Origin of the sequence: Nitrosopumilus piranensis (assembly GCF_000875775.1) — an archaeon.
Classification (GTDB): domain Archaea; phylum Thermoproteota; class Nitrososphaeria; order Nitrososphaerales; family Nitrosopumilaceae; genus Nitrosopumilus; species Nitrosopumilus piranensis.
Genome location: NZ_CP010868.1, coordinates 1,382,863 through 1,397,001, shown reverse-complemented (window position 1 = coordinate 1,397,001; position 14,139 = coordinate 1,382,863). Strand labels below are relative to the sequence as shown.

19 protein-coding genes and 1 tRNA gene are annotated in these 14,139 nt (G+C 33.7%); 8 read left to right on the top strand and 12 right to left on the bottom strand.

Going from position 1 to position 14,139, the window contains the following annotated elements:
• Window positions 1–4: 4 nt before the first annotated feature.
• From NPIRD3C_RS08450 to scpB, 8 genes are all read right to left on the bottom strand, one after another.
• Window positions 5–1,003: an aldo/keto reductase gene (locus NPIRD3C_RS08450; protein WP_148703721.1), complete on the bottom strand. Its 999-nt coding sequence runs from the start codon at window positions 1,001–1,003 to the stop codon at window positions 5–7.
• Between the two features lie 95 nt (window positions 1,004–1,098).
• A complete protein-coding gene (locus NPIRD3C_RS08445; protein ID WP_148703720.1) occupies window positions 1,099–1,776 on the bottom strand; it encodes a chlorite dismutase family protein in 678 nt (225 codons plus the stop codon).
• 71 nt (window positions 1,777–1,847) lie between these two features.
• Window positions 1,848–2,618: a Fe-S cluster assembly ATPase SufC gene (gene sufC / locus NPIRD3C_RS08440; RefSeq protein ID WP_148703719.1), complete on the bottom strand. Its 771-nt coding sequence runs from the start codon at window positions 2,616–2,618 to the stop codon at window positions 1,848–1,850.
• A gap of 94 nt (window positions 2,619–2,712) precedes the next feature.
• Window positions 2,713–3,669, bottom strand: coding sequence for a transcription initiation factor IIB (locus NPIRD3C_RS08435; RefSeq protein ID WP_148703718.1), 957 nt, complete (start codon window positions 3,667–3,669; stop codon window positions 2,713–2,715).
• Entirely contained in the window at window positions 3,666–3,914 is a 249-nt protein-coding gene (locus NPIRD3C_RS08430) for an H/ACA ribonucleoprotein complex subunit GAR1 (RefSeq protein WP_237087648.1), read from the bottom strand. The genes NPIRD3C_RS08435 and NPIRD3C_RS08430 overlap by 4 nt, the downstream gene beginning before the upstream one ends.
• A gap of 95 nt (window positions 3,915–4,009) precedes the next feature.
• Window positions 4,010–4,309: a signal recognition particle subunit SRP19/SEC65 family protein gene (locus tag NPIRD3C_RS08425; RefSeq protein ID WP_148703716.1), complete on the bottom strand. Its 300-nt coding sequence runs from the start codon at window positions 4,307–4,309 to the stop codon at window positions 4,010–4,012.
• Between the two features lies 1 nt (window position 4,310).
• Window positions 4,311–4,694 carry a 30S ribosomal protein S8e gene (locus tag NPIRD3C_RS08420; protein WP_148703715.1) on the bottom strand — a complete coding sequence of 128 codons (384 nt, stop codon included), beginning with the start codon at window positions 4,692–4,694 and terminating at the stop codon, window positions 4,311–4,313.
• A gap of 65 nt (window positions 4,695–4,759) precedes the next feature.
• A complete protein-coding gene (gene scpB, locus NPIRD3C_RS08415) occupies window positions 4,760–5,338 on the bottom strand; it encodes an SMC-Scp complex subunit ScpB (protein WP_148703714.1) in 579 nt (192 codons plus the stop codon).
• Between the two features lie 270 nt (window positions 5,339–5,608).
• On the opposite strand from scpB, the gene NPIRD3C_RS10725 reads away from it, so the two are divergent.
• Window positions 5,609–5,749, top strand: a complete 141-nt coding sequence (locus tag NPIRD3C_RS10725; RefSeq protein ID WP_182126703.1) for a hypothetical protein — start codon at window positions 5,609–5,611, stop codon at window positions 5,747–5,749.
• A gap of 506 nt (window positions 5,750–6,255) precedes the next feature.
• Here the strand turns inward: NPIRD3C_RS10725 and NPIRD3C_RS08410 are convergent.
• Window positions 6,256–6,924, bottom strand: a complete 669-nt coding sequence (locus NPIRD3C_RS08410; protein WP_148703713.1) for a chromosome segregation protein ScpA — start codon at window positions 6,922–6,924, stop codon at window positions 6,256–6,258.
• 94 nt (window positions 6,925–7,018) lie between these two features.
• Here NPIRD3C_RS08410 and NPIRD3C_RS08405 point away from each other — a divergent pair, with 94 nt between their 5' ends.
• The gene (locus NPIRD3C_RS08405; RefSeq protein WP_148703712.1) at window positions 7,019–8,095 is read left to right on the top strand and encodes an alcohol dehydrogenase; all 1,077 of its coding nucleotides are present in this window, start codon (window positions 7,019–7,021) and stop codon (window positions 8,093–8,095) included.
• 192 nt (window positions 8,096–8,287) lie between these two features.
• Here the strand turns inward: NPIRD3C_RS08405 and NPIRD3C_RS08395 are convergent, their stop codons facing one another.
• A complete protein-coding gene (locus NPIRD3C_RS08395) occupies window positions 8,288–8,851 on the bottom strand; it encodes a YkgJ family cysteine cluster protein (protein WP_148703711.1) in 564 nt (187 codons plus the stop codon).
• Between the two features lie 96 nt (window positions 8,852–8,947).
• On the opposite strand from NPIRD3C_RS08395, the gene NPIRD3C_RS08390 reads away from it, so the two are divergent.
• Window positions 8,948–9,259, top strand: a complete 312-nt coding sequence (locus tag NPIRD3C_RS08390) for a translation initiation factor eIF-1A (protein ID WP_012214909.1) — start codon at window positions 8,948–8,950, stop codon at window positions 9,257–9,259.
• A 45-nt stretch (window positions 9,260–9,304) separates the two neighbouring features.
• Entirely contained in the window at window positions 9,305–9,496 is a 192-nt protein-coding gene (locus NPIRD3C_RS08385; protein ID WP_014962828.1) for a cold-shock protein, read from the top strand.
• Between the two features lie 95 nt (window positions 9,497–9,591).
• Here the strand turns inward: NPIRD3C_RS08385 and NPIRD3C_RS08380 are convergent.
• Window positions 9,592–9,718, bottom strand: a tRNA-Tyr gene (locus NPIRD3C_RS08380).
• 100 nt (window positions 9,719–9,818) lie between these two features.
• Here NPIRD3C_RS08380 and NPIRD3C_RS08375 point away from each other — a divergent pair.
• Window positions 9,819–10,427, top strand: coding sequence for a hypothetical protein (locus NPIRD3C_RS08375; RefSeq protein ID WP_148703710.1), 609 nt, complete (start codon window positions 9,819–9,821; stop codon window positions 10,425–10,427).
• A 730-nt stretch (window positions 10,428–11,157) separates the two neighbouring features.
• Here NPIRD3C_RS08375 and NPIRD3C_RS10720 read toward each other — a convergent pair.
• On the bottom strand, window positions 11,158–11,310 hold the full coding sequence (locus NPIRD3C_RS10720; protein ID WP_182126705.1) for a hypothetical protein: 153 nt from the start codon (window positions 11,308–11,310) through the stop codon (window positions 11,158–11,160).
• 277 nt (window positions 11,311–11,587) lie between these two features.
• Here NPIRD3C_RS10720 and NPIRD3C_RS08370 point away from each other — a divergent pair, with 277 nt between their 5' ends.
• The 3 genes from NPIRD3C_RS08370 to NPIRD3C_RS08360 all read left to right on the top strand — a co-directional run bounded on the left by NPIRD3C_RS08370 (window position 11,588) and on the right by NPIRD3C_RS08360 (window position 14,117).
• A complete protein-coding gene (locus tag NPIRD3C_RS08370; protein ID WP_148703709.1) occupies window positions 11,588–11,998 on the top strand; it encodes a translation initiation factor IF-5A in 411 nt (136 codons plus the stop codon).
• Between the two features lie 111 nt (window positions 11,999–12,109).
• Window positions 12,110–12,799: a diphthine--ammonia ligase gene (locus NPIRD3C_RS08365; protein WP_148703708.1), complete on the top strand. Its 690-nt coding sequence runs from the start codon at window positions 12,110–12,112 to the stop codon at window positions 12,797–12,799.
• Window positions 12,792–14,117 (top strand): signal recognition particle receptor subunit alpha, encoded by a 1,326-nt coding sequence (locus NPIRD3C_RS08360; RefSeq protein ID WP_148703707.1) that lies wholly within the window; start codon window positions 12,792–12,794, stop codon window positions 14,115–14,117. Before NPIRD3C_RS08365 ends, NPIRD3C_RS08360 begins: the two co-directional genes overlap by 8 nt.
• Window positions 14,118–14,139 lie beyond the last annotated feature (22 nt).

Genomic DNA, 14,139 nt, shown 5'->3' with positions numbered 1-14,139 from the left:
CAAATTAATTTGCTTGAGGTGTTGCTTTTAATTCATATTCAGGCCATGTATTATACAATTCTTCAATTTCTTTCATATCTGATGCCGAAATGTATTGACCTTTTGTCATTTCAACATAATTTACAATTTCATCTTCACTAATCACTGTGGGAAATACTGATGCAAATCCTTTCTTTGTCATAATAAATTTCATTGCTAATTCTGTAATTGTCAAATCGTTTTTTTCTGCAATTGGTCTTAACTGTTCAACTTTTTGCAATGATGCTTTAATCCATTCTCCTTTTCTGACTGATCTATGATCTTTTTCATCAATTTTAGTTTCTGCATTTACTTTTCCAGTTAAAATTCCTGATGCTTCTGGAACTCTGACTAAAATACCAACATCTTTTTCTACAGCTTTTCTCATCAATTCATTTCCTGGTGTTTGTTCTAAAATATTGTAAACTGTTTGAACTGCACTAACATTTGGTCTTTCCATTGCCTCAAGACCCTCTTGTGTCCAACCAATTGCTGGACCTAATGCAACTTGATATGTTTTGATACTTCCATCTGCAATAAAACTATCAAGTACATTAAAAATTGAATTATCTCTAATATGTTTTAATTTTGGATTATGTAATCCGTACATATCTACATGATCTGTTTGTAATCTTTCTAAACTGTTTCTTAATGCTTTTCTTGTAAAGTCTTCATCAAATTTTTGTGGTAACTCACTATGACCAATTTGTTCTACTTCTGAAAAATCATAGCCGTATTTTGTTGATATTACAATTTCCTCTCTCATATCCTTGAAAACTTCACCGATTAATTTCTCACTTTTACCCTTTCCATACATGTCACCAGTTTCAAAAAAGTTAATTCCCAAATCATATGCTTTTTTTAGCATTCTTTTTGCTTCATCTTCTTCTATTTTTTTACCCCACCAATCTAATGCAATAGACCATGCACCAAATCCTAACTCTGATACTTTGATATCTGATTTTCCTAGTTTATTGTAATTCATTTCAACTTACTCCTAAACTATTTCCAGATCTTTAATTTCATCATTTATGTTTATCCAAAATTTGCACACGTGATATTGACCTTTTTAAAAAGTTGTTAACCTAAACTGGAAATCAATGGTACAATATCCTTTTTGACACACACAATCATGGGAATGTCATTTTTTACGTATGATGACACCTGAGTCTCTCTCAAATCCATTATCAAATCTTGAAAGTCTCTGACATTGTCTACCTCAAATGCTAACATGAAATCCTCATCATGTATTCCAAACGAGTATGTTGTGTTTAGGATAATTTGTGGATACTTCTTACTCACTTCAATATGTTCATCCATTATCTCTTGTCTTTTCTCTTGAGGTAGGAGATACCATTCTCTAGTTTTTGTAAATGGATAAACTATAACATGTTTCTTTGGTTCCATTCCTGTGATGAATCCGTGCTCCTTTCCTTGTCCTTTTACATATATTGATGGTCTTGAACATGATAGATATGTTCTTGATGGAATGATATATTTTCCAAAAACAGTTTTGTATATTTTTTCTATGGCCTTTTGAATTTCTTCTAATGAATTTGCGACAAACCATAATAGAAAATCTGCATCGTCTCTTAGTCCTAAATTCGAATATGATCTATATTTTATACCTGAATTTTTTAAAATATTTTCTACCTCTTTTGCAGATTCTTCTTTTGCCAAGTCTGCCATCCATCTCCACTTTGGATCAACTTTGAAAAATGAGAAATTGAAATAATATTGTTCATTGTTCTCTGACATGTTTTGTAGAATTTGAAAACCCTATTTAAATAAAAACTAGATTTTCTATTGTGAAATTTCTATTAGTTTGATTATGCTGTTTGCTCTAAAACCCAATCATATCCTTCTGATTCGAGTTTGTCTGCAAGTGATGCATCACCAGTTTTGAGAACTTGACCTCTTGCAAATACATGGACAAAGTCTAGTTTGTCTAAGAATTTTAAAATTCTTGCATAGTGGGTAATGACAATTACTGTTGCATCTTTACCTGAAACTTGACTGATTGCTTTTGCAACTGCTTGAACTGCATCAATATCTAAACCCGAATCTGGTTCGTCTAAAATGGAGATTTTTGGTTTTAGTACTGCCATTTGCAAAACTTCTGCTCTCTTCTTCTCTCCTCCAGAAAATCCTTCATTAAGATATCTTGAAAGAAATTCTTCTTTTAGTCCAACTTTTTCTAAATTCTCTTTGAGATATTTCTGGAATTCTCTTACTGTGATGAACACTTCTCTGTCATCACCTTCAAGTGCTTTACTTAGAGAATTGTAAGCTGTTCTAAGAAAGTGAGAAAATCCAACACCTGCAACCTCTGTTGGGTATTGAAATCCTAAGAATAATCCCTTCTTTGCTCTTTCATCTGCTGTTAATTCTAAAATGCTTTCACCATCTAACAAAATATCTCCTTGTGTAACTTCGTATTTTGGGTGTGCAAGTAATGTGTAAGCTAATGTACTCTTTCCTGAACCGTTTGGTCCCATAATGGCATGAACTTCTCCAGGACCTGTTTTCAAATTAACACCTTTGAGAATCTCTTTTCCTTCTCTTGTTACATGAAGGTTTTTGATCTCAAGAATTGCCATGTTGCGCAATGCTTTGTTTCTATATATAATACCGACGAAATTTAGCTGATCCTAACGTACGTTTTTGATAATAAAATGAAAAGAGGGGGGGATGTTAGTATTTGGCCAGAGATGGTCTCAAAGTAATTTTGAGTTTGTAATTTGTTAGAATCTCTTTACATCTATTTCTGATAGTAACTTCAGTTACTCCTGCAATACTTGAAACGTCTCTTTGGAGTACGCTTTGTCCAAGCAGGACTGATGACACATACAGATATGCTGCAGCAATTCCATTTGGGGCTTTCCCATCTGCAATACTGCTGTCTTTAGTTTTCTCTGCAATTTCCAAGGCTAATCTTTCGACTCTTACCTCAGTTTGTGTCATGTTTGCTATCTTTGAGATGTATTTGTCCATGGTCACTACTGGGGCAGTTAATTGTCCCATTTCCATTACCATGGTTCTATAGTATCTTGCTGCAAGTTTTGTTTTTGATTTTACGTCTTTTGGCGGACATATTCCTCGAATAATTTCTTCTAACGATCTTACTACATCACATTGTTTGCATGCCATGTAAATTGTAGCAGCTGTAATGCTTACTACTGACTTTCCCTTCACATCAACATGTCCATCCAAGTTTCTGTATATCATAGAAGCAGTCTCCAACACATTTTTTGATAGACCTAGACCATCACATGTTTCGCCCATTTTTGTTAAAACATTTGCAAGTCGTCTTTCTTTTGGTGAGGATACTCTTACTCTTTGTTGCCACTTTCTGAGATTATGCATTTGGTTTGCGACTTCGTGGTTGATTGTTTTTCCACTAAAGTCCTTTGTACTAATTGCTATCTCAGTTGTAATTCCCAAATCATGTTGGGAATAAGTTGTTTGTCCGGTCGCTCTTGCTAATTTCATTTTGTCTTCAAGATTCGAACTTATTGTTTCTGGACCATAATCTGCTACTTGATCTGCAACTACTACACCACAGCCAGAGCAGATTATTTCTCCGTTCTGCATGTCATTAACTACTGTTGCTTGACATTCAGGACAGTTTTGTTTTTCTAGTATGTTCATTTTTTTCTTCTCCTAAATTTTTTCTTTGAATTGTCAGGAGAATGTTCAGTTGCGAAAACACTTTTGCCAATGTATTTTTTGATGTTGTTTGTCAACGGCGTTGCCGATGCAAATGGTCTTCTTACTGGACCAATCAATTCCATTACTTTTGCAACTCTAGTTCCCTTCTCGTCGCAGAGTATCTGTCCTTCAACTAATTTGTTTGATAGTTGAATGATTACCCTGCCACTACCGGCTAGGTGCATTATTTCGCCTACCTCCTGCAATTAAAAACACTAATCATGATATTCTTATCATAGACTTCTGTCAACTTTACTTTAGCTAAGAGCTAGATTTGATTTTATTTTGATTGTTTGGACCTTTTTGCAACAAGTTTTTCGGAAATTTTGTTAAGAATTTTTGTCTTAGAGGATCCTTTTGGCAAAACAACATACCCTGATCTAACAAATGGTCTTTTTGGGAATCGTACTTTGTCATCGGATTCTGTTATTTCAAATCCTGCAGATTTTGTTGCATCCATTAATTCTTTTAATGAAGGATCAAAAACACATTTGTCTAATCCTAGTCTTCTACCTTTTGATTTTTTTAAATTCTTGTTGAAATAATCCAACCAGATTACGACATGTTCGTAATCTTTCATTTTATTCCTTTACTAAAATTGCGTTTACTATTCCGTTCTGTCCTGGTTTGGAAACTACTCTACACTTTCCTTCCTGTGTTTCTAATATTGCACCTTTTGTAATGATGCCACGTCTTTTGTAATCATTGTTTGTTGCATTATCTAATACTTTGAGAATTTTTGTTTTCTTTACTTTAGCATCTCCTGTTGCAAGGTTAACAAAATCAATTGTTTTAACAGCTGTTTTTCTATTTTTTCCACGGACTGCTCTTGTTATTGTTACTTGAGCTCCTGTTTCAGCTTCATTTGGATATCTATCAGTTTCATACTTTCGTCTAATTCTAAGTGGATGTCTTCTTCCTCCAGTTGTTTTACTGGTTGCTAGATTCTCTACTGATTTTCTCACGAAAACTTGTCTGAATCACTCTAATTTATACAAAACGCAAAAAATTAGCCTTAAAGTAAAAAATCCTAGTTTACTTCTGTTACCATTTGAGGTGGGGGATTTGTATGTCTTGTACTTGCAGTCTTTCTTACTTTTGAGAATAATCTTTGTTTTAGATCTTCTACATCTCCTTGAATTCCAAAATATTTTTGAAACTTTTCTGTTGTGGTGTAAATTTTGATTCGCCCAACATTTTGATGACTAATGTAATCTAATTGTCTAAGCTCTTTTAGATGTGCATAAACACCCGAACCTCTAACTTCGACAAGTTGCTTTGATGATATTGGCTGTTGATATGCAATGTATGATAATGTCTTGAGGGTAGCATTTGGAAGAACTGGTTTTGAAGCATATCTTTTGACTGTAGCACTGTACTCTGGTTTTAACTGCATAACATAGGATCCGTCAGGTAGTATGACTACTTCTAACGCCTTAAAGGCAGACTTTGTCTTTTTCATTATGTTTTGAAGAATATCTAGTGTTTTTGTCCTTGACTCTGTGCCTGAGGCTTTGATAATGTCTTCTATTCGTAGTGGTCTGCCTGCTGAATAGAGTGCCGCCTCAACTCTTGCTGTTGCTTCGTCAATATTATCGATTTTGGCCAATTACTCGTCTATTCCTACAAAATATAGTTAAAGAAACCCTTTCTTCATTTTTGATCAGTTTGTTAATTCTTCGAACAGTTCATTGACACATCCAAAGGAAGAGAATATCTGGAATCATTAGGAGATTCATGGAAATTGCAGAATCGTATGGATTGAATCTTTAGAATTATTTTTGAGAAATATTACAAAGAACTATTATTGTAAAATTATTTTTTTGGAGTTTCCATTTTTGGCAGGATGTGTTTAATAATTTAGCAGCAGACTCTAGACATGGCAAAAAGGGTAACAGTAATGATAGACGATGACCTTGACAAAAAAATAAGGATGCTTCAGGCAAAGAAGATACGAGACACTGAAAAGTCCGTAAGCTTTTCAGCAGTGATTAATGACTGCCTGAGAAAAGCACTTTAAACTAGATCCAATCCTGCGGTTAGATGCATGTGATTTTCATGATTCAATTGTTTTTTTGTTTCTTCTAAGGAAAACAACTGTCTGCTATCATCACGACATTTTTGAAATAATAATTGGCCATCTAAATTGCAAATAGCTGACAATCTCACATTTTTGTTCGATGTCATCAAATCTTCTAAAAAACTCTTATAATCTTCCATTATTTCATTAGTTTTTACTATTAAAAAATATGATCCTATCTTATCAACATATTCTTATTTGAGAAAACTATCTCTTACACTGACTAAAATATTCCAAATTTACTTGATTCCATATCTTCTTTTATGGTGAGTTTGAATCTGGGTGATTTACTTTCTAGATGTGATTTCATGAGTTTTGTGTATTTTTTTGTCTGAGTGTAGATTTTTCTGATCGTAAATATTGAAGATTGACCTGAGTTTAGAATTTAGTGATTTTCTAGGCACAAAAACTGATCATTTGTTAAAGTAAATGCTTGTCAAAATGAGCTATACTTCTTTTATCATCGTAATCTTGATATCGTCTTCAAACTGCTCCAAGTCTACTTTTTGGTCTCTTGCCAAAAACAATATTGCAAAAAAGCATCTGATTGAATCAACAGAGTCAAGCTCTGAAATTATATTCTGAAGTAATCCGTATCCTGCATCTGCAATTTTTTTCATTACCAAGTCTTCATATTTTCCAATTATACTTTCAAGTGAAATAAAATATTCCTGAAAGTCAGGTGCCTCAATTGGTTCTATCTCTACTTGTCTGTTTCTTCTTGATTGGGGATTTGCAATTGTACCGATTAGATTCTGAAGTAATCCTAGCAAATCATCTAATGAAACTGGATATGTGGATTCATGTCTGTATGGCATATCTATTAAATCAATATCTACATCTGTTCTTTGATGCATTGGTTTTTTCTGCATCGCTGCTCTTTGTAATGCAAAAATACTTTCAACCTTCATTCTGTAAATTAGTGATGAAGAAAGTGCGGCCATTCCTGCTACTTTGAGGTCTTTCTTACCTGATTTTTCAAGAATTTTTATCAACAAGTTTAAAATTTGAATTAAATCAATTTCCCAAACGTCTTTTTTGGCAACTGATTGAGGGCTAAATAGGATATTTACTGGTTCTTGAGATATGCTGTTAGGTGTTGGCGACTCGCTCACACGTGTATTCTCTTCATATTCAATAATATCTAAGGGCTCTATTTTTTTCTCATATCCAGTCAACTCTTATATTGTTAGTATCAAAAGTCACTTTGTGAAATCTGCTAGAATTATTGGCCCTAATCAACCACTTGCAGTATCTGAATCTGAAACTCCAAAACCACAAGGACCTCAGGTTTTAGTTAAAGTCAAATCTGTAGGTGTTTGTCATAGTGATTTGCACTTGTGGGAAGGAGGTTATGATCTTGGAGATGGCCAATTCATGAAAGTCACTGATAGGGGAGTAAAATATCCTGTAACTCCTGGCCATGAAATTGTTGGAACCATTGAAGAAATTGGTGATTCTGTTTCTGGTATATCAAAAGGCGATGAAGTTCTAGTTTTTCCATGGATAGGTTGTGGTGAATGCCCTGCATGTAAAGTGGGAAATGAAAATCTTTGTGACACACCAAAATCAATGGGTGTTTTTCAAGATGGTGGTTATTCTGATTATTCTTTGATCCCAAATTTCAAATATTTAGCAAAACTTGATGGTGTTAATCCAGATTCTGCAACATCTCTTGCATGTTCTGGACTTACAGCATACAATGCAGTCAAAAAAGCTAATGCAAATTCTCCTGAATTTTTAGTCATTGTTGGTGCAGGTGGTTTGGGTCTCATGGCAATACAAATTGCAAAAGCAATCACAAATGCAAAAATTATTTGTATTGATAATGATGACAAAAAATTTGATACTGCAAAAGAAATGGGTGCTGATTATGTTGTAAACACCAATGTCTCTGCATCTGTATCTACTGGAACTGGAGGCCCAATTGAAAAAATAATTTCACTTTGTAATGGCAAGGGCGCTGATAGTGTAATTGACTTTGTCAATGCCCCACCTACAGTAAAAACTGCTTTAGCTGTTTTACGTAAAAGAGGAAATCTTGTATTGGTAGGGTTGTTTGGTGGCTCTTTGGAACTTTCTCTTGTTACAATCCCTCTCAAATCAATAACAATTCAAGGTGCTTATACTGGAAACTATAATGATATGGTTGAACTTCTTGATCTTGCAAGAAAGGGAACAATCAACCCAGTCATCTCAAAAAGATATACTCTTGATGAAGCAAATACTGCTTTAGAAGATCTTAAAGCCAGAAAAATTATTGGCCGTGCAGTAATTAATCCATGATCTAATTGTAACATTTGAAACATTATGTCCTGATTTTTCTAATTCTGCAGCAATTTCTTTTGATGGTGTTTTAGCATTGTTGTTAAGAATCTCAATAATTTTCTGATCTATTTGACAAAGTAGACCAGACATCTTCACTTATACCGTCTAAGAATTTTTGGCTATTTTCATGTTTGTATCAAAAAGAATTGCCTATTCTTCTAAAATCCAACCTGATTCAAACATGGAACTATCTTGAATCTCACCTACCTCTGTTGCAAATCTCCAAATAAATGGAGAATCTGTACTCATCTGTTCTTTAATTTTTATCAATGACTCCATTTCAGAATTTAGATTTTCATCAGCTGTTTTGTGTTCTTTACAAAATTTACATTTCTCATCAAGTGTGATTGGGTCTGATTCAATTAGCGGATATGTTTTGCATGCTAGTGGCCTGTCTTTGTAAATTTTACATGGAAATCCATTATGTGGTGATTTGTTTCCGCTCTCTGTATCCAAGAAAGGGCAGGTGTTACCATTTTTATCAATGCCCATCATTTGATATGCTAAAATTTTTGTTGGAGGTGAACTCCTGTCATTTGATATTCCTATCCTTGGTAAAATTTTAATATCTAGATTTTTTTCTTTTGCTAATTTTTCTATCCTTTCTTTTTCTTCAGGTAATATCAAAACTCCAATTTTTCCAAATTTTTTGCTGGGATAATATTCTCTTTCTATGCAGCATTGAGAACATTCTTCAACACATCTGAATTCCATATTTTTATTCTAATTTTAAAGCATAAAATTCATTACGCAGTTATGATTTTTTAAAAAAACCCTATCAGTTATATGCTCTTTATGCAAATTACTTTCATGGGTAAGCGCCAAGTAAAAAGTGAGAGTGCATTAAAAGAAATTCGTCTACCTGAAGAGGGTGAACTCTTTGGCAGAGTCCTCAAGATGCTTGGTGGAGAAAATGTCTTGATCAAATGTACTGATAATGTCACAAGACGAGGTAGAATTAGAGGAAAATTAAAGAGAAGAGTTTGGATTAGAGACAATGACATTGTAATTATTGCACCTTGGGACTTTAACGAAGCAGAAAAAGGTGATATTGTTTGGAGATTCACACTACCTCAAGTAGAATGGCTAAAGGAAAATGGGCACATTCCAAAAGATTTCTAATTTAATACCTTAGTTAATATAGTGAATAAATTCCTTGTAAACCAAATGGAACAAGGTACCGTAAAATGGTTTAACCGTACTAAGGGCTTTGGTTTTATTGAAAGAGAAGGTGGAGACGATCTATTTGTTCACAAAACAGATGTTGACGGATTCATCAACGAAGGCGATAAAGTCGAGTTTGAAATCGGTGAAGGCAAAAAAGGCCCAGCAGCACAAAAAGTCAAAAAAACAGAGTAGACAATGAATTTTTAATTTAAGATTTCATCTTATGTTTTCTTAACCTAGTCTATCTTTTTATTATTTTTACAATTATTTTTTAATCAAAAAATTTGTGGTCCCAAGCGAAGGAATTGAACCTTCGACAACCCGGTTTCTGTATGCCTGATATGCTGTTATTTGGTCAGCCATCTAAAGCCAACAACTACAGCCGGAAGCTCTACCAGGCTGAGCTAGCTTGGGACAAGAAAAACGAAGTTTACTGCTATTAAAAAACTATCGTAGCGATTTGATCTAGTAATCAATATAAGCATAAATAGCCTCCAAAATTGTTGATTGTTTAATGTCTGAACTAAAACTCTCATATTCTGGTTACGTTTGCGCACCTTATCTACACACCCATGAATCTATTGAACTTAAAGAATCCTGGATGACTTCAAAAAATATTGAAAGACTGTACTTTGTTACCTGTACTTTTTCATCAGAAAGCAAGCCTTACTTTTCAGATTCCACAAACCATTACCTTTTAGCTAAATTCAAGGATAGTGAAAAGATTACAAATGATCTGATTGCACATAATCAAGAAAAAACATCTTTTGTCTTTAATGTAAAAGACGATCTATTTGAGCATGAAGTTAATGGAGATGTTAATTTTGTATCTGTCTATTACATGGAATATGGTGAGGATGAAGATGTTTCTGAAATTGCTCAATTACTAGTCAAAAAAGACCAAATTGAGAAAGCTGGAATAGGTAATGTGGAAACTTTCTGTTCAAATCCCTCCAAATTTACATTTCCATACTCTGAAAATATTATTGTCATTGAAGTTGCAAGTGAGAAAAGTCATCAAAGTGTAAAAAAATACTGTGAGCAAACAAGACGAGATGCTAACCGAAGGGGACTGACAATGACCAATCTGATGAGTCTTTCACTTTTAGAGCAACTAAAGTAGAATATTTAACGTTTACACATATGACCAATAGAAAAGACTTGATCAAGCCATATTGATTTTAAGCCTGATTATGTGATTTGTAGAAGATAATTCATAATCAATAAATTACAAAATAATTATAGTTATTTTGATTTTGCAAACCCTAAGAGAGGTTCGCGAGCTTTTAGGTAAGGCATAGTCATCTCCAAATATGCCCAAATTGTAATCTATTGGTTATATTGTATGATATATTTTATCGATATTTACGCAGCATAGAGTCAAAAAGACTGCGAAAATATTTGATAGTCATGAATACCTGTAACATTTGCCGTAGGTTCAGAGTATATGGGGTGTCACATGGAATTTCTATTGATCAAGGTTTTGGAGACAGTAATACTGGTTGTTGTTCTTTGATTATGTAAATAATCTAATTTGTTCTATCTCATACATGATTCAACATGCTGGATTAGTATTCTTGCAATCTGTCTTGTTAGACGTTGGTCAAAAGAATGGAATACCAAATTTGTGTAAATTTTGGCATTTCATAGTATGTGAGATCATAAATTTGGGTTATTTTTTCTAATTTACATGGATTCAACATTAAAATATATGAACTTCATAAAAAGTATGAATTTATTATGTCTGAAAGAATACAATGTCCTTACTGCAAAAAATTTCTAGTTAAAGGTTTTCTTTCTAGACACATTCAAGCATTTCATAAATCAAATACAGATAATGTCTTCAGTAGTTTTTAGGATATGTTGTCCAATCCTTTTTCTAACACTTCATTCACAATTCTTGAAAAGCTAACTGATGATGAAGTTTCTTTCAGTTTTTTTGCCTGCAAATTCCTTAATTTTTTTGCAATATCACTATTTAACATGATTGTAATTCTTTCTGCCATAAATTTACTATTTCTAGATATAATTAAGATAATCCCACCAAAAATGGAAATTGATTCACTGATATTTTTGTAAGAACTGTGGAAAATTATCTCATCTTATCCGCATCTAGTTTACAATCAACTTTGTGGTGATTGTAGAAATGTTTCAATTTGATGATATTGAATAATTGATTAGATCATTTCTTGATCCATTTTTAGTAAAATTTTCATATTTTTTATTTGTTCTACTTGACTTGTGGGTGTAAACGTTAAATATTCGACCAAAAATTGTTTTTGCATGAGTAAACCATCTGATTTAGGTTCGTTAAAAATTGGTTCTTACATTCTATTACCTCACTCAGATCAACCAAGTGGTGAGCCATGTAGAATTGTTGAATATGATACATCTAAACCAGGAAAACATGGTGCAGCAAAAGCAAGAATTGTAGCTGAAGGAATTTTTGATGGTCAAAAAAGACCTCATGTGGGCCCTGTCAGTATGCAAATTCATGTGCCTATGATTAACAAAAAAGTAGGTCAGATCATCTCTATTAATGGTGACACAGTACAAGTTATGGACTCTGAAACTTTTGAAACAATTGACGTCAGTCTAATTGATGATGAAGTTAAAGGTAAATTAGAAAATGGACAAAATGTAGAGTACTGGGTTGTGATGGATAAAACTAAAATCATGCGCATTAAGACATAGTGCGGATGCTGATGATTATCGGAAAAGCCGTCTGATTTTGTGATGACGATTATGAGTATTGAAGCGTCCTTTGAATAAACTTAAACAATTATTGAATTAATTTTTTGTTAAATGAAACTTGCGTCTCTTTTTTCAGGTGGAAAAGATAGTACTTATGCCATATATCTGGCACAAAAACAAGGCCACGATGTAGAATGTCTTCTAAGTGTATTTACAAAATCTGAGGAAAGCCATTTACTTCATCATCCAAACATACAATGGACAAAATTACAATCTGAATCAATGAAAATCCCTCACATCACAATCAGTTCTGATTCTGATAAAACTGATGATGAATTATCTGCATTAGAAATTTTATTGAAGACTGCAAAGGATGAATATGGAGTAAAAGGAATAGTGCATGGTGGAATTAAAAGCAATTTCCAAAAAGAAAAATTTGAAAAGGTTTGTTCAAAATATAATTTGGTTATAGTTGCACCATTGTGGAATGCAGAACCCGAACAATACATGAATGATTTACTTGAAGCAAATTTTTCATTTATTATGATAACTGTTTCATCTGATGGCTTGGATGATTCATGGTTGGGAAAATCAATTGGGATTAATGAAATACAAACTCTAAAAAAACTATCTAAAAAGTTTGGATTCAATTTAAATTTTGAAGGTGGCGAAGCTGAAACATTTGTAATTGGCTGTCCTTTATTTTCAAACTCGATCAAAATTAATCAATCAGAAAAAAAATGGGATGGCTATAGAGGAAGGTTTGAAATAGTGGATGCAGAATTGAATTACAATGCTTGATGGACTTAAGAGTAGTTTAGGCGATGCAATCAAAAAAATTGTCAAATCCTCAGGAATAGATGAAGAACTTATTAAGGAACTCTCAAAGGATGTTCAAAGGGCACTACTCCAATCTGATGTTAATGTGAGATTGGTTCTTGAAATAACAAAACACTTGGAGGAACGCGCTCTAAACGAAACCCCTCCACCCGGTCTTTCTAGAAAGGATCATATTGTAAAAATACTCTATGATGAACTCTCAAACCTACTTGGAAATGAATCAGAATTTGATTTCAAGCCTGGAAAACAAAATAAAATCATTCTTTTGGGAATTCAGGGAAGTGGTAAAACTACTGTTGCATCAAAACTTGCTAAATTCCTCACTAGACAAGGATACAAAGTTGGTGTTATTGGAGCAGATACCTACCGACCTGGCGCTTTGGTACAGCTCAAAACAATGTGTGAAAAATCCAATGTTGAGGTATTTGGTGAAGAAAATAACAAAGATTCCCCTAGTATTGTAAAAAATGGACTGAAACATTTTGAGGATCAACCCCTAGATGTTATCTTAATTGATACTGCAGGTCGTCATAAGGAAGAACAAGATCTGCTTGAAGAAATGGATAGAATCAACAAAGTTACTGATCCCGATTTAGCATTACTTGTAATTGATGGAACAATTGGGCAACAGTGTTTCAATCAAGCTGAAGCATTTCACAAAACAATCCCTGTGGGTGGTGTAATAATTACAAAATTAGATAGTTCTGCAAAGGGCGGTGGTGCATTAGCTGCATCTGCAGCTACTGGTGCACAGATAATGTACATTGGTACTGGTGAACGAATTGATGATTTAGAAAAGTTCTCTCCAACAAGATTTGTTGGCCGTTTGTTGGGGATGGGTGACATTCAAGCCGTTCTAGATCTGGCAAAACGTTTGGAAAATGAGGGTGATGATGTTAGAATGAAAAGAATTTCTAGTGGAAAGATGAACATGGATGATTTTTTTTATCAATTAGAGGAAGTAACTAAAGTTGGTTCACTTCAAGGGCTGCTAGAAAGTATGCCTGGTCTTTCTGGAATGGTAAAAGATGATCAAGTAAACCAAATGGAGGACAGAGTCTCAAAATGGAGATACATTATACAAAGTATGACCAAAGAAGAGAAAGCAGATCCTGACTTGTTAAACTCCTCTAGAATTAAGAGAATTGCTCGTGGTTCAGGCTGGCCAGAAGGTGAAGTTAAAGAACTGATTAAAAATTACAAAAATTCTAAGAATATGATGAAGGCCTCCAAAGGAAGGCAAATGCAAGGAACTCTTAGAAGAATGGGATTAGGTTAGCAGTACAAACAAATCTTTCTAT

Bases quoted from the DNA above. Each gene is read 5' to 3' on its own strand.
- NPIRD3C_RS08395 (WP_148703711.1), bottom strand. From the start codon at position 8,851: ATGGAATTCAGATGTGTTGAAGAATGTTCTCAATGCTGCATAGAAAGA.
- NPIRD3C_RS08370 (WP_148703709.1), top strand. From the start codon at position 11,588: ATGAGTAAACCATCTGATTTAGGTTCGTTAAAAATTGGTTCTTACATT.
- NPIRD3C_RS08375 (WP_148703710.1), top strand. From the start codon at position 9,819: ATGTCTGAACTAAAACTCTCATATTCTGGTTACGTTTGCGCACCTTAT.
- NPIRD3C_RS08450 (WP_148703721.1), bottom strand. From the start codon at position 1,003: ATGAATTACAATAAACTAGGAAAATCAGATATCAAAGTATCAGAGTTA.
- NPIRD3C_RS08445 (WP_148703720.1), bottom strand. From the start codon at position 1,776: ATGTCAGAGAACAATGAACAATATTATTTCAATTTCTCATTTTTCAAA.
- NPIRD3C_RS08385 (WP_014962828.1), top strand. From the start codon at position 9,305: ATGGAACAAGGTACCGTAAAATGGTTTAACCGTACTAAGGGCTTTGGT.
- NPIRD3C_RS08435 (WP_148703718.1), bottom strand. From the start codon at position 3,669: ATGAACATACTAGAAAAACAAAACTGTCCTGAATGTCAAGCAACAGTA.
- NPIRD3C_RS10720 (WP_182126705.1), bottom strand. From the start codon at position 11,310: ATGGCAGAAAGAATTACAATCATGTTAAATAGTGATATTGCAAAAAAA.
- sufC (WP_148703719.1), bottom strand. From the start codon at position 2,618: ATGGCAATTCTTGAGATCAAAAACCTTCATGTAACAAGAGAAGGAAAA.
- NPIRD3C_RS08390 (WP_012214909.1), top strand. From the start codon at position 8,948: ATGGGTAAGCGCCAAGTAAAAAGTGAGAGTGCATTAAAAGAAATTCGT.
- NPIRD3C_RS08360 (WP_148703707.1), top strand. From the start codon at position 12,792: ATGCTTGATGGACTTAAGAGTAGTTTAGGCGATGCAATCAAAAAAATT.
- NPIRD3C_RS08365 (WP_148703708.1), top strand. From the start codon at position 12,110: ATGAAACTTGCGTCTCTTTTTTCAGGTGGAAAAGATAGTACTTATGCC.
- NPIRD3C_RS10725 (WP_182126703.1), top strand. From the start codon at position 5,609: ATGGCAAAAAGGGTAACAGTAATGATAGACGATGACCTTGACAAAAAA.
- NPIRD3C_RS08425 (WP_148703716.1), bottom strand. From the start codon at position 4,309: ATGAAAGATTACGAACATGTCGTAATCTGGTTGGATTATTTCAACAAG.
- NPIRD3C_RS08430 (WP_237087648.1), bottom strand. From the start codon at position 3,914: ATGCACCTAGCCGGTAGTGGCAGGGTAATCATTCAACTATCAAACAAA.